Origin of the sequence: Streptomyces sp. CA2R106 (assembly GCF_037034245.1) — a bacterium.
Classification (GTDB): Bacteria; Actinomycetota; Actinomycetes; order Streptomycetales; family Streptomycetaceae; genus Actinacidiphila.
The window spans coordinates 66,641-88,870 of the sequence record NZ_JBAGKC010000008.1; the positions used below are offsets into that span (position 1 = coordinate 66,641).

Consider the following 22,230-nt stretch of genomic DNA (forward strand, 5'->3'; position numbering starts at 1 on the left):
CCCGTTGGAGAGCATCACCAAGAACCGGCAGTCGCCGGCCGCGCTCCGCGCGATGGTCGAGCGCGCGTACGGACCCGCGCAGGTCCCCGAAGGCGAGGACTGGGCCGAGGAGTTGGGGTTCGGCTGGTTCAACGCCGCCTACCGGATACGGCTGCGCGACGGCGCCCGGGTCGTGGTGAAGATCGCCCCGCCGGCCGCGGTGGAGGTGCTGACGTACGAGCGCGGCGCGATGGACACCGAGCTGGCCGCCATCGAGTTGCTGCGCAAGCACACCGACGTACCCCTCCCCCGGGTGGACTTCGTGGACCGCAGCCGCGAACTGTGCGACAGCGGCTACTTCTTCATGGGCCACGTCGACGCGGACAACCTCGCCGTCCTCGCCGAAGGGCTCCCCGCGGCCGAGCGCGACGCCTACATGGAGCGGCTCGGCGCGCTCAACCGGGAGATCAACGCGGTGCGCGGACCCGGGTTCGGCCCGCTTTCCGGGCCGCCGGAGCCGAGTTGGCGGCGCGCCTTCTCCCGGATGTTCGAGGACATCGTGGCCGACGGCGAGCGCCGCGCGATCGACCTGGGCCGGGGGTACGACGAGATCCGCGCGGTGCTGGCCGCGCACGCGCCCGCGCTGGACGAGGTGACCGAGGCGCGCCTGGTCGAGTGGGACCTGTGGATCGGCAACGTCATGGTCCGCGACGGCGCGATCGCGGCGATCCTCGACCACGAACGGGCCTTCTACGGCGACCCGTTGATGGAGTGGGGGTTCACCGGGCACCAACTCCCCGCGTTCGGCGACTCGTCGGCGTTCCTCCGCGGTTACGGCATGCCCGAGCCGACCGGGGACGCGCTCGTACGGCGCCGGCTGTACTGCCTGTACGTGGCGCTGGTGATGGTGGTGGAGACGTACTACCGCGGTCACACCGAGGAGTCGGCGCGCGACTGGGCCCGGGAGCGGCTGGCCGAGTCGATGGCGCTGTTCGGCACGGCCTGACCGTCGGGACCGGAGCCGGAGCCGGAGCCGGACCCGGCGCCCGTGTCGGCGCGCAGCACCCCCGCCGCCGGCGCCGCGACCGCGCACAGCACCGTCAGCAGCAGGAACGCGTGGTTGAGCGCCACCACGTGGGTGAGCCAGCCGATGACGGCCGGGCCGGAGAGCATCCCGAGGTAGCCGATCCCGGAGACCCGGGAGACGTTGGTGCCCGCGGCCGCGGGGTCCACGCGCCCGGCGGCGCTGAAGAGCTGGGGCACGCACCCGGACAGGCCGAGCCCGAACAGCGCCCACCCGGCGAAGGCGGCCCACAGCCAGGGCGCGAGGGCGACCACGGTGATCCCGGCCGCGGCGGTGGCCGACCCGTACCGCAGGACGGCCAGCGGCCCGAAGCGGCCGGAGACGCGGTCGGCGAGCAGCCGCCCGAGGGTCATGGCCGCCGCGTAGGTGCCGTAGCCGATGGCGGCGACGTCCGAGGGCGCGCCGAGGACGTCCTTCAGGTGCAGGGCGCTCCAGTCGTTGGCGGCGCCCTCGGCGAGCATGACCATGGCGGCGAGGAGGGCGAGTACCCAGATCCGGCCGGGCGCCTTGCGCCGTCGCGCGGACGCCGCGGGTGCGGTATCGGGTACGACCTCGGGCGCGGTTCCGGATACGGCCCCGGGCACCCCCTCCGCCGGCAGCAGCCCGCGCGCCGCCACCACCGCGACCACCACCCCCACCGCCCCGGACACCCCGAGCGTGGCCGCCGGCCCCGCGCCGGCGCCCGCCGCACCCGCCGCGACGAGAGAGGCGAGGACCCCGCCGACCGAGAACGTCGCGTGGAAGGCCGACATGACCGGCCGCCCGTACGCCTTCTCCACGTGCACCGCGTGCGCGTTCATGCTCACGTCCAGGCAGCCGTCGAAGAAGCCGAACACCAGCAGCGCCCCGGCCAGCGTCCACGGGTCGCGCGGCAGCCCGGGCAGCACAAGGGTGGCCGCGCACAGCGCGGCGGAGACGGGTACGACGACGCGCGCGCCGATCCGGTCCGACAGGCGGCCGGCGACCTGCATCCCGGCGAAGGCGCCGAGCCCCAGCAGGACGAGCAGCAGGCCGAGGGTGGCGTGGCTGATGCCGGTGCGCTGTTCGATGGCGGGGATGTGCACGACCCAGGTGCCCATCAGGGTGCCGCACAGGACGAAGTACACGAAGGTCGCCGTGCGGGCGGACCGGAGCGAGCGTTCCATGCCCACACCGTAACGACCATCGTGCGTGTTTGAAAAGGGCATCTTCGAACAGTTTGCATGTGCGTTCCGCGGTGGTGTTCAATCGCCGTATGAGCAATGCGGACCGCCACCGGCTGATCGCGCGCGAGGTCGGGGCGGCGGGGTCGGCCACGGTCCAGCAACTGGCGGAGCTGACCGGCGCCTCCGAGATGACCATCCGGCGCGACCTCGACGCCCTCGCGGCCCAAGGCGTGCTCGAACGCGTCCGCGGCGGCGCCCGCACGCTGCTGCTGCGGGGCGAGGAACCGCCGTTCGCGCTGCGGCTGAGCGACGCGGTGGACGCCAAGCGGCGGATCGCCGCCGAGACGTCCGCGCTGATCGCCGACGGCGAGACCGTCGTGCTCGACAGCGGCACCACCTGCCTGGAGGTCGCCCGCCTGCTGCGCGAACGGCCCGTCACCGTCGTGCCGTTGTCGCTCCAGGCGATCCGCCTGTTCGGCGAGCAGCCCGGCCCGGCCACCCTGCTCGTGCCCGGCGGGCAGCCGCGCGCCGCCGAGGGGGCCCTGACCGGCCCGCTCACCCTCGCCTCGCTGGCGGCCCTGCGCTTCGACACCGCCGTCATCGGCTGCTGCGGCCTCAGCGCGGCGGAGGGCCTGACCGCGTACGACCTCGACGACGCGGCCGTGAAGAAGGCGGCGATCGGCGCCTCCCGGCGGGCGGTCGTGGCGACGGACGGCGGCAAGCTCGGGCACACCGCGTTCGCCTTCGTCGCGGCCGCGGCCCAACTCCCCCGCCTCGTCACGGACATCGACGCGCCCGCGGCGGAGATCGCCGCGCTCGAGGAGGCCGGGACCACCGTCCACACGGTCTGAGCCTGCCGCGCCGGGCCGGACGGTGGGCAACCGCGGCGGGCCGCGGCGCGTCCCCGTCAGGAAACGCCCCCGACCAGGCGAAGGCCCCGTTCCATGACGCAGCACGACCGACCCGCACCGTCCGATCCCCCGCAACGAGGCGCCGCCGCCACGGTGTCCGCGGTACTGCGGCGGCAGCGCGGCGCCCTCGTCCGGGCGACGGCACAGGTCGTCGGGCTGGCCGGGCTTGCCTGGCTGCTGCTGACGGCCGCCGTGTTCGCCTGCTCCTGGCCGCTGTTCACGCACATGCGCAACCAGCGCAACCGGTACCACTACGTCGAGGACCCGTACGTCCACGACCACACCGGGCTGGCGAAGGTCGCGCTCGGCACGCTTCCGCTCTTCCTGCTCCTGCTGGGCATCGCCAGCGCGGCCCTGCAAAGCGCGTGCTCGCGGGCCGTCACGGCGGCAAGTACCGTACGGCCAACAGGCGTTGCGGCCGAGCCGGGCGCTGCTTCGGGCCGCACCCGGATACCGGCCCTCCTCACCGTCTACACGCTGCGCGGGCTGATCACCTGGCCCCTGGTGCCGCTGGCCGTCGTCGCCGCGCACGGCCTCTTCGGCTACCACCCCAACGGCCGCGACGCCCACTCCTGGAGCAACACCCTCCTCACCTGCCTGCTGGTGCTGGCCGTCCTGGCCGCCGTCCTCCTGCGCGTCGGCCTCGCCCTCGCGCCCGCCGCCGCTGCCGCCGGCCTCAACGCCCGTACGGCGCTGCGCCGTTCCTGGTCCCAGGTCTGGACCCGCGCCGGAGCCGGCCGCGTCCTCGCCCTCACCCTGCCCGCCGCCGCGCTCTGCGCCCTCCTCGCGCGCCTGGCCACCCAGGTCGCCCTCCCCGCCCGCCCCGCCGTGCGCCACCTCCTCGCCGACACCACCGGCAACTTCTTCGCGGGCTACTACGCGGGCATCCTCGCCCCCGTCATCCTCGGGCTGCTCACCGCCGCCGCCCTCACCTACCCCTTCACCTGCACCGCCTTCGCCACCCTCCACGACCGCCTCAGCCGACCGCCTCGGGCGCGGGTGCGGCGCGCCGCAGGCGCAGCAGCAGGGCCACGGCGACCCCGCCCGCGACGGCGGCCATGACGGCGCCGGCGATCACATAGCTGTGCCCGATGCCGGCCGCGGCGGTCAGGGGCGCGGTGATGACCGGCGAGACGAACTGCCCGAGGAAGGTGGTGCAGACCCGGGCCCCGATCACCCGGCCCTTGGCCGCCGGGGGCGTCACCGCGAGCATCCAGGAGTTGAGGTTCGGGATCGCCGAGCCGAGCCCGGCACCGGTCAGGACGAGCGCGGCCACCAGCACCGGATACGACGACGCCGTGCCGAGCAGCACATACGCGGCTCCCAGCAGGCCGAAGGTCAGTACGGTGACGCGTTCGTACGGCATCCGCTGCGCCAGCCGCCGGTACACCAGGGAGGACAGCGCCCAGGCCACGCCCACCACCGACAGCAGCGCGCCCGCCCTGAGGCTGTCGCCGTGGTGGAAGGAGGCGAGGTAGAAGGGGAGGTAGACCGGCACCATGAAGTAGCCGACCATGTTGACGAAGAGCAGCACATAGGTGAGGGCGATCGTCCCCGTCGCGGCGGGGGGCACCTCCCCCTGCGCGGCCCGGGCAGCGGCCGGGGCTGCGGACACCGGCGCCGGGTCGTTCGTGCTCCGCGGCTCGCGGATCAGCACCACCGCCGCCGGCACCAGCACGAACCCGATCCCGTACAGCAGGAAGGGCCAGCGCCAGCCCTGGTCGGCCAGGAGGCCGCCGCTGAAGACGAACACCACGTTGCCCAGCGCCATGAACAGCGACTGCCGGCCCATCGCGCGGCCGATGCGGTCACGTGGCGTGTAGTCCGCGATCAGCGCGGTCGCGCAGGTGGACACGCCCGCGACGGCGGCGCCGAGCAGCAGCCGGGAGAGCAGGATCGCGTAGAGCGAGTGCAGCAGGAAGCCGGCGCAGCCGGCGGCGCCGTAGAGCACCAGGGAGGCGATGAACAGCGGTCTGCGGCCCCAGCGGTCCACGATCTGGCCGCTGGGAACGGCGAACAGGCCCGCGGTGAGCGCCGGCACCGTCAAGGAGACCTTCACCAGATAGTGCCCGTGCGGCGTGTCGGCGAAGACGTGGCTCATCTTCGGCAGCGAGGCCGCGATGGCGGTGGTCCCGATGATGGTGATCGCACTGGCGACCATCAGCAGCAGTTCCCTGAGCCTGGCCTGGAGGCTTGACGGCATTCCCAACTCTCCGTGCTTCATGGGCGGTTGCGGGGGTCTTCCCTGCGGTGGGCCCGGCTTCCGGGAGCGGAGCCGGGCCCGCCGCGGGGCCGGCGGTGCGCGGGTCAGCGCACCGTGGCGAGGAAGTCGGTGATGTGCCGGGCGAGCGCGGCGGGCTCCTCGAACTGCACCGCGTGGTGGGTGTCCAGGCGGTGCACGACCGGGGCGGTGCCGCGGATCTGCTCGGTCAGCATCGCCTCGACGCGGTCGTTGTCCACCAGCCGGTCCCGGTTGCCCAGGACCGCCAGGACGGGGATGTCGCCCAGCTCGGACAGGACGCCGCCCCGCGAGAGGGCCGCCAGCTGGTCCCAGACGTCCACGGTCGTGGTGGTGATCCGGTCCAGTTGCAGGGTGTCGGCGGCCACGAACTCCTGCCACTCGGGCCGGTCGGTGAAGTCGCTGATCTGCAACGGGACGGGCACGAACGCGCGGTCCGGCTCCGGCTTGACCTCCAGCGAGTCCAGGGCGGAGAAGATGCCCTGCATGGACAGCCGCAGGACATCCGCGTACCGCTCGGTGAAGGCGTAGCCCGGCGCGACGAGCACCAGGCTCGCCACGACCCCCTCGCCGGCCAGGCGCGCCGCGGCGATGGAGGCGATCTGGCCGCCGAAGCACCAGCCGGCCAGGTGCACCCGCCGGAAGGAGCCGGTCAGGGAGCGCAGGAAGGAGGCGATGTCCGCCAACTCCCGCTCGACCGAGGGCAAGTGGCCGCGCTGGGCGTTGAGGCCCGAGCCGCGCCGGTCCAGCGCGTAGAACGCCGCGTCGGAGGTGGCGGTGACGTGCTCGGCGAGCGGCTGCTGCCATCCGCTGTGGCTGATTCCGCCGTGCAGCAGCACGATGGCGTCCTCGCCGGAGGCGGGGCCCCAGTGGCGGTAGTGCGTCTGGTACCCGTCGGACTGCTGGTGGGTGCCGATGAGGGGCTCGGTGCGGGACTCGGTGCGGGGTGCGGTGTCGGTCATGGCGTGTCAGGGCCTTTCGGAGTGTTCGATGGGCGCCCCGGGAGGTGCGGGCGCCCCTGTCTGCTTTCCTTCGGGAGCGGCCCGCCGGGGTTCCGGCGGGCCGCCGCTGTCACGAGCCGTCGTACGCGCTGCTCTCCGCCGCGATGCCGGAGAGCACGTCCTGCCACGCCCGGCCGATCGCGCGCACCGCGTCCGGGGGCAGTACGCGCCCGTCCGCGTTGAGCGTGACGATCAGCCGTTGATGCCGCAGATCGTGGCCGACATTGGCGAGCAGCGCGAAGTGGGTGTGCTCGAACCATCGGATTCCGGCCAGCACCCGCCGCCCGTCCGCGGTCCCGTCGGCCGCCAGGTCGCCGTACGCCTCGAAGCGCGTGAAGTTGAAGGCGGTACGGGGAACGGCCGGGCCGCCCGGCGTGTACAGCTCGGTGACCGGGAAGCGGCGGTGCGGCAGGGCCCGGCGTTCGGCCTCGAACACGTGGGCGGCCAGGGCCGGCCACTGCGGGCGCCCGTCCAACCGGACATGCAGCGGGAGGAAGTTGAGGAACATGCCGATCATGTCCTCGGCCCCCTCGATCTCCTGGCGGCCGCCGCTGAACACCGCGGTGAGCAGGTCGGGTTGCGTTTCGAGTCCGCGCAGCACCTCCAGGTGGGCGGCGAGCAGCACGTGCTTGAGCGGCACCCCGGCGCTGCGGGCCAGCGCGGCCAGCCCGCGTCCCGTCTCCGGGTCCACCTCGATCGCGACCTCGCTCCACCGGCCGTGCGCCGCGCCCTGGTCCGCGGCGGGCGCCGGGAAGCCGGGCGCCGGGACGCCGCGCAGTTCCGCGAGCCAGAACTCCCGCGCCTGCCCGTCCGCCCGCGCGGCTGCCTCGGCGGCGGCGTACTGGCGGGGACCGGCCGGGGGGCGCACCGGTTCCGGCACCGGCCCCGCGGCGGTGTAGAGCCGCACGAAGTCGGCCAGCAGGCGGGACAGGCTCCACCCGTCGATGACGGAGTGGTGGAAGCTGAGCGTGAGGGTGAAGGCGTCCGGCCCCTGCCGGTGGGCGTGGAACCGCATCAGCTCCGGCCGGGACCAGGTGAAGCCCGACGCCTTCTCGGCCTCGAACCAGGCGTCGAACCACGCCTCGAGCCGCGCGTCGGCGTCGGCGCCCGCGAGGTCGCCGGGCTCGGGATCGTGCACCTCCAGCCAGGCGGGCGCCGGCGCGTGCACCACCTGGAGCGGTACCGGTCGGGCGTCGGTCAGGAACGCGGTGCGCAGCGTCGGATGCGCGGCGACGAGCGCGTCCAGCACCTCGCGCAGCCGCTCCTCGCGCAGGGGGACGGCCAGCCGGTAGGCGAACACGTCGTGGTAGACCGCCTGTGCGGGGTCGGCGTCGTGCCGCCGGATCATCTCCAGTTGCAGCGCGGTCGCCGGGTAGGCGTCCTCCGCGCCGGGCGGAAGGGCCACGGCGGCCGGTCCGGCCGCCGTCCCACCGGCGGGCGCCCGGTCGGCGGAACCGCCCGTACCGCCCACCTCGCCGGCGCCGCCCACCCCGCCTGCGCCGGCGGCCAGCGCGGCCGCGAGCGACCGCACCGTACGGTGCGCGAACACGTCCTGGAGGGTGACCGGCAGGCCCTGCCGCTTGATGCGCGCCACGACCCGGATGGCGGAGATGGAGTCCAGGCCGCGGGCGAAGAAGTCCTCGTCGGGGCCGATCGGGCCGCCGGTGAGCGCGCCGTCCAGGACCGCCGCGACGCGCTCGGCCACCTCGCCGCTCCCGCCGCCCGCCTGCTGCGGGCTGCCCGGCCGCAGGCCCGCGGCCGCCGAGGCCAGCGCCTCGGTGTACGCCTCCAGGTAAGCGGTGACGGTGTCCTCGGCCACCGCCGCGGCGTCGTGGTTCACGATGAGCGAGGCGCGGTCGGCGAAGTGGTCGCGGTGCACATGGACCACGAAGGGGAAGCTCGTCATCTCGAAGTACCGGGCGCCGGTGATCCGCACCGGCGTCTGCGGGGCGTCCCGGTAGACATGGAAATCGGTGTAGTTGAACACCGTGTCGAACAGCTCGCCGCGTCCGACCCGCCCGAGGATGTCCGCCAGCGGGTAGCGCCGGCGGGCCATCAGCTCCTGCTCCGACCGGAAGATCCCGGCGAACAGCTCCGCCCACTCGTCGGCCGTCGTCGCGGCCCGCACGGGCACCGTGTTCAGGAACAGCCCGGCCAGCTCCTCGCCGTCCGGCTCGGGCCGCCCGTTGACGACGAGCCCGGTCAGCAGTTCGCCGCGCCCGGTGACGCGACCCAGAGCGTGGACGTGCAGCCCCAGGAAGACGGTGCGGGCCGGCACGCCCAACTCGCGGGCGACACCCTGGAGGGCGGCGACCGAAGCGGCCGGCAGGTCCCGCTCCGCCGAGGCGGTCCCCGTCGCCGGTCCGGCCTGGCCGCTGCCCGCCCCGTCCTTCGCGGACAGCAGGGTCGGCTCGGCGCCCTCCAGCCGCCCCGCCCAGAAGGCGGCCTGCTCCGGGTCGGCCGCCGCTTCCCGCTCCAGGGCGACGAACGCGCTGTACGGCAGCTGTTCCCGGCCGGTCTCCGGGCGCTCGCCCGCCAGCAGCGCCGCGTACCGGCGGCGGATGCCCTCCACCACCAGCGCGACGCTCCAGCCGTCCAGCACCGCGTGGTGGAAGGCGAGGGTGAGGGTGAAGGCGTCCGCCGACCGGCGCTGGGCGTGCAGCCGCAGCAGGGGGGCGCGCTCGATGTCGAAGGGCCGGGCCTTCTCACGCTCCGTCCACCGCGCCAGCGCCGCCTGCTGCTCGGCCTTCGCCGCTCCGGCCGCGTCGGAGACCTCCAGCTCCAGGTCGGCGCCGCGGTGCACCAGTTGGAGCGGCTCGCCGAAGGACGCCAGGTCGAAGGAGGAGCGCAGCTGCGGGTGGGCCGCCGCCGTCCCGGCGACCGCCTGCCGGAGCAGGTCCGCGTCCAGCGGCGCCGCCAGGTCGTAGGAGAAGATGTCGTGGTAGACGGGCGAGTCCGGGTGCAGCATCGAGTGGTAGAGCATCCCGGACTGGAGGCGGCTGAGCGGCCAGGCGTCCTCGGTGTCCTCCGGCAGCAGCTCGCGGTCGGCGGGCGATACCAGCGCGAACGGCGCCGGTGCCTCCTCCCGGCCCGCTCCGTCCCGCGCGGTGCGGGTCAGGTGCCGGGCGAGGTCGGCGACGGTGGGGTGCTCGAAGATCTCCCGCACGCTCACCCGGTAGCCCAGCTCCCGCAGCCGCACCCCGATCCTGATGCTGAGGATCGAGTCGCCGCCGAGCTGGAAGAAGTTGCTGTCCGCGCCGACCTGCGTGTGGCCCAGCACCTCCCGCCACACCCGGGCCAGGGCGTGTTCCTCGGGGGTGCTCGGCGGCGTCACCGCGGCGCCGGTGCGCGCGGCGGCGGCCGCGACGTCACCGCCCGGGGCGGGCAGCGCGCGGCGGTCGAGCTTGCCGTTGGCGCTGAGCGGCACCGCGGCGATCTCCACGAAGACCTGCGGGACCATGAACTCCGGCAGGTGCCGGCCCAGCTCGGCCCGCGCGCCGTCCTGGGTGAAGTCCTCGCCCGGGACGACGTAGGCGACCAGGGCCCGGCTGCCGCCGTCGTTCTCGTGCACCACCACCGCGGCGTCGCGGACGGTCGGCAGGCCCTGGAGCACCGCCTCGATCTCGCCCAGCTCGATACGGAAGCCGCGCAGCTTGACCTGGTTGTCGATGCGCCCCAGGTACTCCAGTTGGCCGTCGGGCAGGTAGCGGGCCAGGTCGCCCGTCCGGTACAGGCGGGCCCCGGGGGCGTCGGTGAACGGGTCGGGCCGGAACGCCTTCTCCGTGAGGTCCGGCCGGTTGTGGTAGCCCTCGGCCAACTGGACACCGCCGATGCACAGTTCGCCGGGCACGCCGACGGGCTGCAACCGCATCCGCTGGTCGACCACGTACAGCCGGGTGTTGGCGACCGGACGGCCGATGGGGACGACCCGGCCGGGGTAGTCGGCGTCGGCCGCCCAGTACGACACGTCGATCGCGGCCTCGGTGGGACCGTAGAGGTTGTGCAGTTCGGCGGCGAGCCGTGCCCGGAAGGCGGCGACCGCGCTGTGCGGCAGCGCCTCGCCGCTGCAGAACACCCGGCGCAGCGACGCCGTCGCCTCGGCGAGTCCGTCCTCCTCCAGGAAGACGTTGAGCATGGACGGCACGAAGTGGAGGGTGGTGATGCCCCGTTCGCGGATCACCTCCTTGAGGTACTCGGTGTCGCGGTGCCCGCCGGGTTCGGCGACGACCAGCTGCGCGCCGTACATCAGCGGCCAGAAGAACTCCCAGACCGACACGTCGAAGCTGAACGGGGTCTTCTGGAGCACCCGGTCGTCCGCCCGCAGTCCGTACTGCTGCTGCATCCAGTGCAGGCGGTTGAAGAGCGCGCCGTGCCGGTTGACGACGCCCTTCGGCCGCCCGGTGGAGCCGGAGGTGTAGATCATGTACGCCCGGGAGTCCGGGGTCAGGGCCCGGGGGATGTCGCGGTCGTCCGCCGCGCCCGCCAGCAGCTCGGCCAGGACGACCGGCTCGGCGGCGGTGTCCGCCAGCGCCGCGCGGTGCGCCTCATGGGTGAGCACCAGCGGCACCCCGGAGTCCTCGAGCATGTAGCGGATACGGTCCGCCGGGTACTCCGGGTCGATCGGCACATAGGCCAGTCCGGCCTTCACCACGGCCAGCAGCGCGACGACCATGTCGGCCGAGCGCTCCATGAAGACCCCGACGAAGCCGCCGCGGACGTCCCGATCCAGCAGGGCGCGCGCCACCCGGTTGGTGCGGCGGCGCAGTTCGCCGTACGTCAGGGAGGTGTCGCGGAAGCGGACGGCCACGGCGTCGGGCGTGGCCGTCGCCTGCGCGTCCAGTTGCTCGGGGACCGTGGTGTCCGGGTAGTCCCGCGCGGTCGCGTTCCACTCGTCGAGGATCAGCGCGCGCTCGGCGTCGGGCAGTACCGGGACCTCGCGGACCTCGACGTCCAGGTCCGCCGCGAGCTGCCCGAGCAGGTGCGTGTAGTGGCCGAGTATCCGCCGGGCGGTGTCCGCGCCGAACAGGTCGGTGGCGTACTCCAGTTGGAGTTCGACGGTGTCCTCGTCCTCCACCACGTACAGCAGCAGGTCGAACTTGGCGGCGGTCCGGGTGACCGGGTGCGGCCGGACCACAGTGTCCGGGCCCAGGTCGAGGCCCCGGCGGCGGCCGAGCAGGGTGAGCATGGTCTGGAACACCGGGCTGTGGCTGGGTGTCCGGTCGACGTTCAGGCTCTCCAGGACCTTCGGGTACGGCGCGTCCTGGAACTCCATCATGTCCAGGGCCGCCTCGCCGACCTGGCCGAGGAGCCCGCGGAAGGTGAGGGCCTGGTCGGCCAGGTCCACCCCGAAGGCGACGGTGTTGGTGAAGTAGCCGACGGTCGCCAGGTGGTCGGCGTCGGTCCGGTTGAGCACCGTGGTGCCCACGGTGACCCGGTCCTGCCCCGAGTAGCGGTGCAGCAGCACGGCCCAGGCGCCCAGCAGCACGCTGAACTCGGTCGCCCCGGTCTGCCGCAGTGCCTGCTCGGTGAGCCCCTTCACCAGCGCCTGCGGCACCGCGGTGCTGACGGTGCCGCCGCCGGAGCTCTGCACCGGCGGCCGGGGGCGGTCCGAGGGCAGCTTCAGCAGTTCGGGGCCGCCGGCCAGCGAGCGCTTCCAGTACTCGACCTTGTCGGCGTAGGCGCCGTCCTCGTACGCGGCGCGCAGCTGCCGGGCCCAGTCGGAGTAGCGTCCGGCCGGTCCGTCCGCGGTCTCCTCGGCGGTGCCGCCGGCGCCGGTCAGCGAGCGGTAGGCGGTGCCGATCTCGGCGAGGACTACGCCGAGGCTCCAGCCGTCGGCGTTGATGTGGTGCACCGTCAGGGCGAAGAGCGCGGACCCGCCGGGCAGCAGGGCGGCCACCGCGCGCAGCAGCGGGCCGGCGGCGAGGTCGAAGGGCTGGTTCTGGGCGTCGTCCACCAGTTCACGGGCGCGCTGTTCGGCGGCCGGGGCGTCCTGCCCGGTCAGGTCGGTGACGGCCAGCAGCGGGGACGGGGCCTCGTCGAGCACCACGGCGCGCAGCCCGTCGGCGCCTTCGGTGTACACGGTGCGCAGCGCCTCGTGGCGGCGCACCGCCTGTTGCAGCGCGGCCTCCAGCGCCTCGGGGTGCAGGGGCCCGTCGATGCGGAACGCCACGGTCTCGTTGTAGGCGGTCGGATTGCGGGACATCGAGTCGAGCAGCCACAGGCTCTCCTGGGCGTACGACGGGACGAAGCTCGTGTCCGCGGCGCCGGTGGGGAAGTGGGACGAACTCACGGGAGGGAACCTTTCGGGGCACGGAGGAACGGGCCCGCGGCGGCAGGGCCGTGGGTTGCGGAGGGTGCGGGGGGAGGGGGTGCGGCTCAAGGACGCAGTTCGGGTGGTGCGGCTCGGGGGCGCGGCTCGGGTGTGCGGCCCGGGTGTGCGGCCCGGTGCGGCTCGGGACGTGTGCCGGGCGCGCCGCCCGGGCCGCCGTCAGACGGCGGCGGTGGCTGCGGCCGGCGCCGTTTCCGGAGCGGACAGGTGGGCGGCGATGGCGTCGATGCGGCGCAGGCCGAACAGGAGCCGGGGCGTGAGGTGGATGCCGTGCTGCCGGGCCCGGGCGATGATCTGCAACCCGGCCAGCGAGTCGCCGCCGGCCTCGAAGAAGTCCTCGGAGACGGCCACTTCGGGGCGGCCGAGGGTGCGCGCCCACACCGCGGCCAAGGTGCGTTCGAGCTCGGACTCCGGGGCCCGTCCGGTGTCCGCCGCCGGCTCGGCGGTCAGCACCTCGAAGGGCAGCCCGGGCAGCGCGGCGCGGTCGAGCTTGCCGTGCGCGGTGAGGGGGAAGCGCTCGGTGACCCGGAACTCGGAGGGCACCATGTAGTCGGGCAGCGCCTCGCCGAGCCGCTCGCGCAGCTCCCGCAGCCGTGGCGGCCGGCCGTCGGGCTCCAGGTGGGCCACCAGCCGGTTGCTGCCGGTCTCGGTGGAGACCACCGCGAGCACCGCGGCGTCGCCGACGCCCGGCACCCGCCTGAGGTGCGCCTCGATCTCGGCCGGTTCCACGCGGAAGCCGCGCACCTTGACCTGGCCGTCGGCGCGTGCGACGAACTCGAGGGAGCCGTCGGGGTGGCGGCGGACCAGGTCGCCGGTGCGGTACAGGCGCGTCGCGGGCGACCGCGGGTCCAGGCCGGTGCGGAAGGCGCGGGCCGTCAGCTCGGGCCGGGCGAGGTAGCCGCGGGCCAGGGCGATGCCGCTGATGTACAACTCGCCGGTGGCGCCGTCCGGTACGGGGCGGCCGGTGTCGTCCAGCACCCGGGTCCCGACGTTCGGTATCGGCCGCCCGATGGGCACGTACGGCAGCCGCTCACCCGGGAGGCAGGTGTGGGTGAGCACCTGGACGCTCGTCTCGGTGGGACCGTAGAGGTTGTGCAGGGGTAAGGAGAAGCGCTCGAAGAATTCGTCCCGCAGGGCGGGGGTGAGGGCCTCGCCGCCGGTGAACACCTGGCGCAGGGCGTCGCACCGGGCGAGGGCGGGCTCGGCCAGCAGGTGGCGCAGCATCGCCGGCACCAGTTGGATGCCGGTGATCCGCTCGGCGGCCGCGGTCTCGGCGAGGCGGCGCGGGTCGCGTTCGTCGCCCGGCCGGGCCATCACCAGGGTGCCGCCGGCCACGAGCGGGGCGAACAGCTCCCACACCGAGGCGTCGAAGGTGTACGGCGTCTTCTGAAGGATGCGGTCCGACGCGTCCAGGCCGTATTCGGCGACCATCCAGGTGAGCAGGTTGGAGACCCCGGCGTGCGGGACCATGACGCCCTTGGGCTCGCCGGTGGTGCCCGAGGTGTAGAGGACGTACATCAGGTCGTCGGCGGAGCCGGGGCCGTCGAGCGCGCCGTCCGGGTCTTCCGGTCCGCCCGGCCCTTCCGGTGCCGGCGGCACCAGGTCGATGTCGAGACGCGGTGTGGACGCGGGCGCCGCGGCGCCGGATCGGGTGACCAGGAGGCGGGCGCGGGTCTCGGTGAGGATGAAGTCGCGGCGCGCGTCGGGCGCCCGGGTGTCGATCGGCACGTAGGCGGCTCCGGCGCCCAGGATGCCCAGCAGGGCGATCGGCAGCAGCGCGGAGCGCTCCAGTTGCACCGCGACCAGGTCGCCCGGGCCCACTCCGCGTGCGGCGAGTTCCCGTGCGAGTGCGGTGGAGCGCTGCCGCAGGGCGCGGTAGGTGATCTCCTCGCCGTCCGAGACGACGGCTACCGCGTCGGGTGTGGCGGCGGCCTGCCGGTCGACCAGCCGGTGGATGGGCGCCGGCAGCGCGGTGCTCGCGGGCCCGGCGGGCAGGCAGGAATGGACGGTAGCGGCGTCTGACACCGAAAACCCCCGTTTTGAATATCGGCGTGCAATGGGATGTACGCAGATCTGCTGGCAGACACAACGCATCGGACGCTAATCGGAGCGACTCGCGACTGTCAACCGCAATTAACATGGCCAGGGTCGGCGGAGAATATTCCCCGGACCCGCGATCTTTCCGCGTGAGCTATTTCATACGCCCAGCGAGTAAGCGGAACGTGAAATTCAGATGGCGCCGCCAGGCGAGAACAAGCCAGTCCGGAATGAACCGAATGTACGATGTGAGAGTCTTCGCCCCAGCCCGTCACAGCCGGTCAAGGGGGGTCACACCACCCACGCTGAGCTGCGTCTATCAGCAATCCCGCACGGGAGCGCGACGCACCCCGGCCGCGGTCGCGGCGGTGACGCAATCCATACGCACCCCCGTTTACCCCTTGACAGCAACCCCCCGGTCGTTAGTCTCGAAGCCGCGGACGGGGAGAAATTACGGCGGAACACGGGGCAGCCGAAATCGGCACGCGAGCGCATCTCCGGAGTTTCGTGTATACGGTTTTTCCTGAATAGCAGCCGCCTCTCGACGGCAGCCGGAGCCGTCGGTGGAGAGTTTCCCGAGCGGTCCCTTCCGCGTGCGCGGACAGGTGTCGACGGATCGTCCCGGAGGATGGCGCATGCCAGAAACGCACGACCTCACCGCGCTGGAGCAGGGCGCCCTGGTGGCCGCCGGCGACCTCTCACCGGTGGAGCTGGTGGAGCACTACCTGAAGCGGATCGACCGCATCGACCGGCACCTGGGCGCCTACGTCACCGTGGCCGCCGGCACCGCGCTCGCCCAGGCCCGCCGACGCGAAGGGCAGGCCCTGGCCGCGCGCCGGTCCGCCACCCCGCTGCCGCCGCTGTTCGGCGTGCCGGTCCCCGTCAAGGACTCCGTCCGGACGGCGGGGATACGGACCACCTTCGGGTCCGCCGCCTTCGCCGACCACGTGCCGGCCGAGGACGACGACGCGGCAGCCCTCCTGGCCGCCGCCGGCACCGTGCTGCTGGGCAAGACCAACACCCCGGAGTTCGAGCTGTCCGGCCACACCGAGAACCGGGTGGCGCCGCCCGCCCGCACCCCGTGGCACCCCGAGCGGTCGGCGGGCGGTTCGAGCGGGGGATCGGCGGCGGCGGTCGCGGCGGGGCTCGCTCCCCTCGCCCACGGCAGCGACTCCGCCGGGTCCGTCCGCGGCCCGGCCTCGGCGTGCGGGCTCTACGGGTTCAAGCCGAGCCGCGGCCTGGTCTCCGCAGGGCCCCGGCCGTGGGACGTCAGCGGCCTGACCACGGCCGGGGCGCTGAGCCGTACGGTTCGGGACGCCGCCGCACTGCTCGATGCGATGGCCGGTCCCCCGGGCTCACCCCCGGGCGGCACCTTTCTGGCCGCGGCGGGGCAGCGGCCGGGCCGCCTGCGCGTGGGGCTCGTGACGCGCTCGACCGTCCCGGGCGCCGAGGTGCATCCGGAGTGCCGGGCGGCGGCGGAGGAGGCCGCGGAACTCCTCACCCGGCTCGGCCACCACGTCGAGCCTGCCGAGCTGCCCGCCGGCGCGTCGATCGCCCGGGTCTTCCCGCCGGTGTGGGGGGTGCTGGCCGCCTCCCGCCCGGTCCCCGAGGGGAGCGACGACCTGCTGATGCCGCTGACCCGGCATGTGCGCCGGCAGGGCCGCGAGGTGTCAGGGGTCGGCTTCGCCGAGGCGCTCCAGGGCTTCCACGCCGTGGACCGTGCGATGGACCCGCTGCGCGAGCGCTTCGACCTCCTCCTGACCCCCACTCTGGCGCAGCCGCCGCAGCCGGTGGGCGCGCTGCGCGAGGAGGACGACCCCGGGGCCGAAGCCCTCCGCACCGTGCGGAACTCCCCCTTCACCGCCCTGTACAACGTCACGGGCCGGCCCGCCGCGAGCCTTCCGCTGCACTGGACCGCGGACGGCCTGCCGGTCGGCGTGATGCTCGCGGCCGATCGCGGCGCCGACGCCCTGCTCCTGGCGGTGTCCGCGCAACTGGAGGAGGCCGCGCCCTGGAACACGCGGCGCCCGCCGCTGTGGTCGTCGGCGCACCCGGAGACCGACGGCGGCGACCTCCGGCAGCCGCCGCCCGCGCCGCTTCCTCTTCCTCCCGCGAGGTCTTCCGGTCAGCGCGTCGCCCGCAGGTGACGCTTGGGCGGCGGGGCGGGCGTGAACGGCCCTGCGGCGACCCGCCCGTTGCCCGCGGGCGGGCGGGTTCGCGCAGGTCAGAGGGGGGACGTCCCGGGGTGTGCCCAGATCGCCGCGGCGGCTGGCGGTGCGCGGCGTGCGGGGGCGACCGTAGGCCGCAGTTGATCAGTGCCGCCGAAAGGACGCGGGCATCCTCATGATGCCGGGCACCGCCCAAGCCTCTTCCGGGGGCGGCTGCACCAGCGCGTGGGCCGCCGACAGCGACCAAGCCCCTCGTCCTGGACTACATTGTCGGCCCACCCACGACGGGTCGGGGCGGGCCGCGCTCAGCGGTTGCCGGTCCAGATGACGCGGTCAGTGAAGCCCCCGCGCTCGCTCGCCTTGGCCGCGCGGAGCTTCTCCAACTGGTCCGGGCCGAGGCCGAGGTCCGCGGCGAGCGCGTGGACGACCTCCAGCACGTCGGCGAGTTCTTCCGGCGCCTCGGCGTCGTCGGCTGCCAGGAACTCGGCGACCTCCTCGCCGAGCTTGTCCCGCAGCCGGCTGCGGTACTCCGCGGCGTCCGCGGTGCGGACGACGGGCTCCGCACCGTTCTCGCGGATGATCTGCGGAATCCGGTCCCGCACCAACTTGCCGTGCTCGTTCATGTCCAAGCAGCCTAGGCACTACGCATCAGCGCACGCCATGCGAACCGCCATCCCCACCCGTTCGGGGGGCGCGGGAGGACGGGGTGACCGGGGTGGGGGTCAGGTGGCGGTGTAGCCGCCGTCGACGGAGAGGATGGAGCCGGTGACGTAGGAGGCGGCGGGGGAGGCGAGGAAGGCGTAGGGGGCGGCGATCTCCTGGACGGTGGCCCGGCGGCCGAGCGGGGTGAAGGTGCGGATGCGCCGGTCGGAGGCGGGGTCGTCGTGAGCGGTGACGGCGTCCATGATGTTGGCGACGTACCCGGGCGCGACCGCGTTGACGCGGATGCGGTGTTCGGCCCACTCCGCCGCGAGGGTGCGCACGAGTTGGTTGACGCCGCCCTTGCTGGCAGCGTAGGGAGCCAGGGTCGGGATGCCGACGGCACCGGCGATGGAGGACGTCATCGTGACGGACCCGCCGCTGGCCGCGGCGATCCAGTGGCGGGCGGCCGCCTGAGCGGGCTGGAAGGCGCCGCGCAGGTTGACCGTCAGGATGCGGTCCCACTCCTCGGGGGTGTAGTCGACGGCGGGCTTGATGATGTCGATGCCCGCGTTGCAGACGACGTGGTCGAGGTGCCCGAAGGCACGCACCGCTTCTTCCACCAGGCCGCGGGCCAGATCCGCGTCGGTCACGTCGCCGGCGAGGGCGGCGACCCGGGGCCGTTCGCCCGGGCCCTGCGGATGCCCCGCCCGCAGGACCTCCGCCGCTGCGGCGGTCTCGGCCGCGTCGTAGCCGTTGACGAGGACCCGCGCGCCCTGGGCCAGCAGGGTGCGGGCGACGGCCAGCCCGATCCCGCGGCTGGACCCGGTCACGACGGCCGCGCAGCCGGTGAGGTCGAACAGATCGCTCATGCCGGGCTTCCTCCGGGGTGCGCCGACCGCGGTCAAACGGTCGGGAACTCCCCCGCCCGCACCGCGGATACGAACAACGTCCACGCGTCCCCGGAAAAGGCCAGCGCGGGCCCCTCGGGGTCCTTCGAATCACGGACCGGGACCACCCCGGGAACGTTACGAGCGAACTCGACGCACGCGCCGCCGCTTCCGTTGCTGTACGTCGACTTACGCCACACGGCCGCCACTTCAACGCACTCGCCGCCGTTGCCCTCGCTGTACGAGGACTTACGCCAGCGCGGGCGGCCCAACTCGGACTCTGTAGACATGCGTGCAGCGTCCCGCCAGGGCCACCTACCGGCAAGAGGGCGTTCCGGCCACGGTCAGACGGTCGGGAACTCCCCCGCCCGCACGGCGGATACGAACGACGTCCACGCGTCCGCGGAAAAGGCCAGCGCGGGGCCCTGGGGGTCCTTCGAATCACGGACGGGGACGAGGCCCGGGAAGTCGTCAGCGACCTCCACACAGCTACCGCCGGTGCCATTGCTGTAGGACGACTTACGCCACACAGCCGCAGTCAGGTCAGGGGTGGTGTACATCGCGCGTACTCCTCAGCCGCCGAGTCGAGGAGGGCCAGGGACGCATCAGGTGAGAGTGCGACAGCCCTGGCGAGATCGTACGACCTCCAGTAGCGGCCAACAACTTCGTTCTCATCGATGATTTGTCCGGAATGAACGCCTTCGGTATATGCCAGGTCGGGGGCATCTTCGAAGGACATCAGCGACACCATCCCGGCCATCATCGCGTGGGCACCGTCTTCAAAACGCAGCACCTGCACGATGATCCGCCCGGCTCGTGCCCGCGCGACGATCGAACGCAGTTGCTCAGCCATGACGCTTGATCCTCCAACCGGAACCCGAATTACAGCCTCATGCAGGATCGCCCAGAACTCCGGCTTGGACGGGTCGTCCAACAACGCCGCTCGTTCACGTTGCGCCTTAACGAGTAGCTCGACCGTCTCAGGCTGAGCGAGCGGGAGGGCCGCCTTGATCACTGCCCGGATGTACGACTCCGTCTGGAGCAACCCGGGCACCAGCGTGGGCGCATACTCCGCGATCGCCGAGGCGCGAGCCTCGTGGAACGCGGCCTCCGCGAAGTAGCTGGCATGCCCGCCGGCGTGCAGCGGCTTGGACTTCTGGGCCATCACACACAGGTTGTACAGATGCTTGCCCGAGCCGAGTGCGTCGTCGAGGCGTACCGACAACTCCAGTTGGGGCTTGCGGATGGCCGTTTCGATCTGCCCGATGTACGCGGCCGAGACGAACACCCGTTTGCCCAAACGCTCTTGAGTGAGGCCCGCTGCTTCCCGCAGCCGCCGAAGCTCCGAACCGTAGAACGCGTAGGGGCTCTCAAACGGGTCCAGTTGTTTGGGCTCGGTCATGCGGCAAACCAACCTCTCTACCGTGCCGATGTAGGCCGTTGACGCTTCCGAAGCTAGTGCTTCTTCGGCCACTCTGTGAGGGGTCGGGCACAGAGCGTGGACGACACGGAACCCCGGGAGGGAGCCATGCCGTACGGCGAGGGCACCTGGGTGGTGGACACCCGGACCGGGGACGTAGGCCAGGTGATGCGTAGTACCGCGTGGTCACTCTCCCTTCAGCGGCCGGGGAACCGGGGGCTGTGGGCGGCGGAACCGTGCAGCGTACGGCAGGCGCGCCCCTCCGAGATCGCCTCGGCGGAAGCCGCCTGCCGGGCCCGGGAACTACGCGTAGGGCACCCGGGGGAAGGCACGGAAAGCGAGCCCTCGCCCGTCATGGGCAGGCCCACCCGTTGGCTCGTAAAGCTCACTTCGAAAGAGATCGCGCAGAAAGGGAAATTGCACATGGAACCCACCACCGTAGAGGGCGGGCCGTTCCCGTTGCTGGGGCAGCCCGGCAAGGACGGGAGCGAGGCTTTACCGCTTGCTGAGGCGCCGCAGGCACGCAAGTGGCGCATCACGACGACGAGTCGGCACACCGTGAGCGGATACCTGCCGCCGTGGGCGGCGGAGGACCCGAGCGAAGTGGACGTGCCGATCGAGCACTTGGCGGCGCGGCTGGTGGACGTCCACCACTACGCGGACTTCGACGGGCAGACGCTGCGGGGGGTGCGGCGGACCGGGCAGGACGGCGGGGAGCCGGGGACCCTGCACCTGCTGTGCGGCAGCATCGACTGCGTGCCGTACGCGGCGGACCCGGAGCCGCGGGTGCCGACGGTGACGGTGAACGTCACGCCGGAGTGCTGGCTGAGCGAGTTGGGCCCGGCGGACGTGCTGGCGCTGGCGGAGCAACTGCGGGCGCAGGCGGACCGGTTGGCGTACGAGGTGCACCCGGCGCTGCTGGGGGCGCGGGCGGACTGGGCGGCGGCGCACGACGAGGAGGAGGGTGCGGGCGGGCTGGCCGTACGCCCCGCCGCCGGGGACTTCGGGGGGTGCGCGTGAACGCCTCGCAGCCGCCGCGGCAGCCGGCACCCACCGTGCCGTACATCGCGACCTGGAGCGCGGAGGAGCGGTCGGCCGGGCCGGTGGTGCTGCGGGCGGACGGGCGCGGCATCGCCTACCGCGACGAGGTGCCCCACGACCGGGACGCGGAAGGGGTGTTGTGGATGCGCTCGGGTCTGGCGCGGGGGCGCGGGAAGCCGTCGTTCGGCGCCGTGCACCCGGCGCGGCAGCGGCGCGCGATGCGGTTGCTGCTGTGCCAGGTGTGCGCGGAGCCGGCGGACCGCGACGCCGAGGGTGTGCTCTGGCTGCTCGGGGACGACCGGGACGACTGGCCGGGGTGGCCGGAGGAGATGGGCGCCACCCATCCGCCGATCTGCCGGCCCTGCGCGCTGGTCTCGCTGCGCCTGTGCCCGTACCTGCGGCGCGGCCACGCCGTCTACCGCGTCGCCTCCCCCGAGGTCGCCGGCGCCCACGGCATGCTCTTCGCCCCCTCCCCCGATCCCGCCTCCCCGCGCCCGGTCCCCCTCGGCCCGGCCCTCCTCCCCTACGACGACCCCCTCACCCCCTGGCTCCTCGCGGCCCAACTCTCCGTCCGCCTCCACCACTGCACCCCCACCACCCTCTGACCGGGCCACCCCTTCACCGGCCCCCGCCGTACTCCCGCCCGAGCCGCCGCACCTCGGCGTCCTTGAACGCAGACCGGTCCCTCTCCCTCACTCGAAGGTGAGCCGGGGGATCGTGTCGAGGTCGATGCCGTAACGGCGGTAGACGGCGGTCGTGTTCTCGCTGGTGAGCTCGTGCGCGGGCAGCCCGAGGGCCGCCGCCACCTCGTGGACGTGCTCGCCGCTGGTCCCCTCGATCTCCAGGTAGGGCGGAATGAGCGGCCAGTGGTCGATCTCGACGGCCGCGCCGAGCAGGGTCCACGACGAACGCCGGTTCTCCTGGTACGCCTTCGGCAGGTAGCCGAGCTTGCCGAGGATCGCGTGCGTGGCGTCGAAGTCGCCCACGGTCGTCTCGGTCTCCCGCACCCCGTCGATCGCGTCGCTCAGGATCTCCTTCACGCACAGCGTCGCGGTCTCACCGTTGGCGCGCAGCCGCACCCACGTCCCCGGGCCGCCGGGGATGTCGTACACGTACCGGCGCTGGAGCCGGTCCCCGGTGTGCTCGGCACCGGCCGCCAGCAGCCTGGCGCGGATCTCGTCGGGGTCGATCCCGAGGGCCTTCGCCTCGAACTCGATCGCGGTCGTGCTCATCGCAGCTTCCTCCTGTGGGCTTGGGGGCTTGGGGTCCCCCTCGCAACGGCGCCGGGCGGTTCCGAGGCGCCGTACGGCCAGCACACCACGCCGACCGGGCGGGCCGCTGCGGGGTG

17 protein-coding genes are annotated in these 22,230 nt (G+C 73.5%); 6 read left to right on the forward strand and 11 right to left on the reverse strand.

All coding sequences use genetic code 11. From position 1 onward, the window contains the following. Positions 1-4 precede the first annotated feature (4 nt). Positions 5-985 carry a phosphotransferase family protein gene (locus WA788_RS14215; RefSeq protein WP_335977079.1) on the forward strand — a complete coding sequence of 327 codons (981 nt, stop codon included), beginning with the start codon at positions 5-7 and terminating at the stop codon, positions 983-985. Here the strand turns inward: WA788_RS14215 and WA788_RS14220 are convergent. Next, positions 910-2,208: an MFS transporter gene (locus WA788_RS14220; protein WP_335977081.1), complete on the reverse strand. Its 1,299-nt coding sequence runs from the start codon at positions 2,206-2,208 to the stop codon at positions 910-912. The two genes, WA788_RS14215 and WA788_RS14220, sit on opposite strands and share 76 nt — an antisense overlap. Positions 2,209-2,297: 89 nt before the next feature. Between WA788_RS14220 and WA788_RS14225 the strand changes: the two genes are divergently transcribed. Further along, positions 2,298-3,059, forward strand: coding sequence for a DeoR/GlpR family DNA-binding transcription regulator (locus WA788_RS14225; protein ID WP_335977084.1), 762 nt, complete (start codon positions 2,298-2,300; stop codon positions 3,057-3,059). Between the two features lie 93 nt (positions 3,060-3,152). Next, the gene (locus WA788_RS14230; protein WP_335977087.1) at positions 3,153-4,181 is read left to right on the forward strand and encodes a hypothetical protein; all 1,029 of its coding nucleotides are present in this window, start codon (positions 3,153-3,155) and stop codon (positions 4,179-4,181) included. Here the strand turns inward: WA788_RS14230 and WA788_RS14235 are convergent. The 4 genes from WA788_RS14235 to WA788_RS14250 form a co-directional block, all read right to left on the reverse strand. Then, complete coding sequence (locus tag WA788_RS14235; protein WP_335977091.1) at positions 4,096-5,322, reverse strand: MFS transporter; 1,227 nt, start codon at positions 5,320-5,322, stop codon at positions 4,096-4,098. The genes WA788_RS14230 and WA788_RS14235 overlap by 86 nt on opposite strands. Positions 5,323-5,426: 104 nt before the next feature. Next, complete coding sequence (locus WA788_RS14240) at positions 5,427-6,320, reverse strand: alpha/beta fold hydrolase (protein ID WP_335977095.1); 894 nt, start codon at positions 6,318-6,320, stop codon at positions 5,427-5,429. A gap of 109 nt (positions 6,321-6,429) precedes the next feature. After that, positions 6,430-12,648 carry an amino acid adenylation domain-containing protein gene (locus WA788_RS14245; protein ID WP_335977097.1) on the reverse strand — a complete coding sequence of 2,073 codons (6,219 nt, stop codon included), beginning with the start codon at positions 12,646-12,648 and terminating at the stop codon, positions 6,430-6,432. 198 nt (positions 12,649-12,846) lie between these two features. Then, a complete protein-coding gene (locus tag WA788_RS14250) occupies positions 12,847-14,712 on the reverse strand; it encodes a non-ribosomal peptide synthetase (protein WP_335977099.1) in 1,866 nt (621 codons plus the stop codon). A gap of 647 nt (positions 14,713-15,359) precedes the next feature. On the opposite strand from WA788_RS14250, the gene WA788_RS14255 reads away from it, so the two are divergent. Further along, positions 15,360-16,871 (forward strand): amidase, encoded by a 1,512-nt coding sequence (locus tag WA788_RS14255; protein ID WP_335977100.1) that lies wholly within the window; start codon positions 15,360-15,362, stop codon positions 16,869-16,871. A 326-nt stretch (positions 16,872-17,197) separates the two neighbouring features. Here the strand turns inward: WA788_RS14255 and WA788_RS14260 are convergent, their stop codons facing one another. The 5 genes from WA788_RS14260 to WA788_RS14280 all read right to left on the reverse strand — a co-directional run bounded on the left by WA788_RS14260 (position 17,198) and on the right by WA788_RS14280 (position 19,823). Further along, the gene (locus WA788_RS14260; RefSeq protein ID WP_335977103.1) at positions 17,198-17,515 is read right to left on the reverse strand and encodes a nucleoside triphosphate pyrophosphohydrolase; all 318 of its coding nucleotides are present in this window, start codon (positions 17,513-17,515) and stop codon (positions 17,198-17,200) included. A gap of 99 nt (positions 17,516-17,614) precedes the next feature. Beyond that, the gene (locus tag WA788_RS14265) at positions 17,615-18,403 is read right to left on the reverse strand and encodes an SDR family NAD(P)-dependent oxidoreductase (RefSeq protein WP_335977104.1); all 789 of its coding nucleotides are present in this window, start codon (positions 18,401-18,403) and stop codon (positions 17,615-17,617) included. A gap of 32 nt (positions 18,404-18,435) precedes the next feature. Next, positions 18,436-18,711 carry a DUF397 domain-containing protein gene (locus tag WA788_RS14270; protein WP_335977106.1) on the reverse strand — a complete coding sequence of 92 codons (276 nt, stop codon included), beginning with the start codon at positions 18,709-18,711 and terminating at the stop codon, positions 18,436-18,438. Between the two features lie 54 nt (positions 18,712-18,765). Continuing rightward, complete coding sequence (locus tag WA788_RS14275) at positions 18,766-18,981, reverse strand: DUF397 domain-containing protein (protein WP_335977109.1); 216 nt, start codon at positions 18,979-18,981, stop codon at positions 18,766-18,768. Next, on the reverse strand, positions 18,960-19,823 hold the full coding sequence (locus WA788_RS14280) for a helix-turn-helix domain-containing protein (RefSeq protein ID WP_335977111.1): 864 nt from the start codon (positions 19,821-19,823) through the stop codon (positions 18,960-18,962). The genes WA788_RS14275 and WA788_RS14280 overlap by 22 nt, the downstream gene beginning before the upstream one ends. Positions 19,824-20,264: 441 nt before the next feature. Here WA788_RS14280 and WA788_RS14285 point away from each other — a divergent pair, with 441 nt between their 5' ends. Together WA788_RS14285 and WA788_RS14290 are read left to right on the forward strand one after the other, a co-directional pair. Continuing rightward, positions 20,265-20,861 carry a DUF6907 domain-containing protein gene (locus WA788_RS14285; RefSeq protein WP_335977113.1) on the forward strand — a complete coding sequence of 199 codons (597 nt, stop codon included), beginning with the start codon at positions 20,265-20,267 and terminating at the stop codon, positions 20,859-20,861. Then, complete coding sequence (locus tag WA788_RS14290; RefSeq protein WP_335977115.1) at positions 20,858-21,487, forward strand: hypothetical protein; 630 nt, start codon at positions 20,858-20,860, stop codon at positions 21,485-21,487. The genes WA788_RS14285 and WA788_RS14290 overlap by 4 nt, the downstream gene beginning before the upstream one ends. A gap of 87 nt (positions 21,488-21,574) precedes the next feature. On the opposite strand, the gene WA788_RS14295 is transcribed toward WA788_RS14290, so the two are convergent. Further along, positions 21,575-22,114, reverse strand: coding sequence for a class IV adenylate cyclase (locus WA788_RS14295; protein ID WP_335977117.1), 540 nt, complete (start codon positions 22,112-22,114; stop codon positions 21,575-21,577). Between the last annotated feature and the right edge of the window lie 116 nt (positions 22,115-22,230).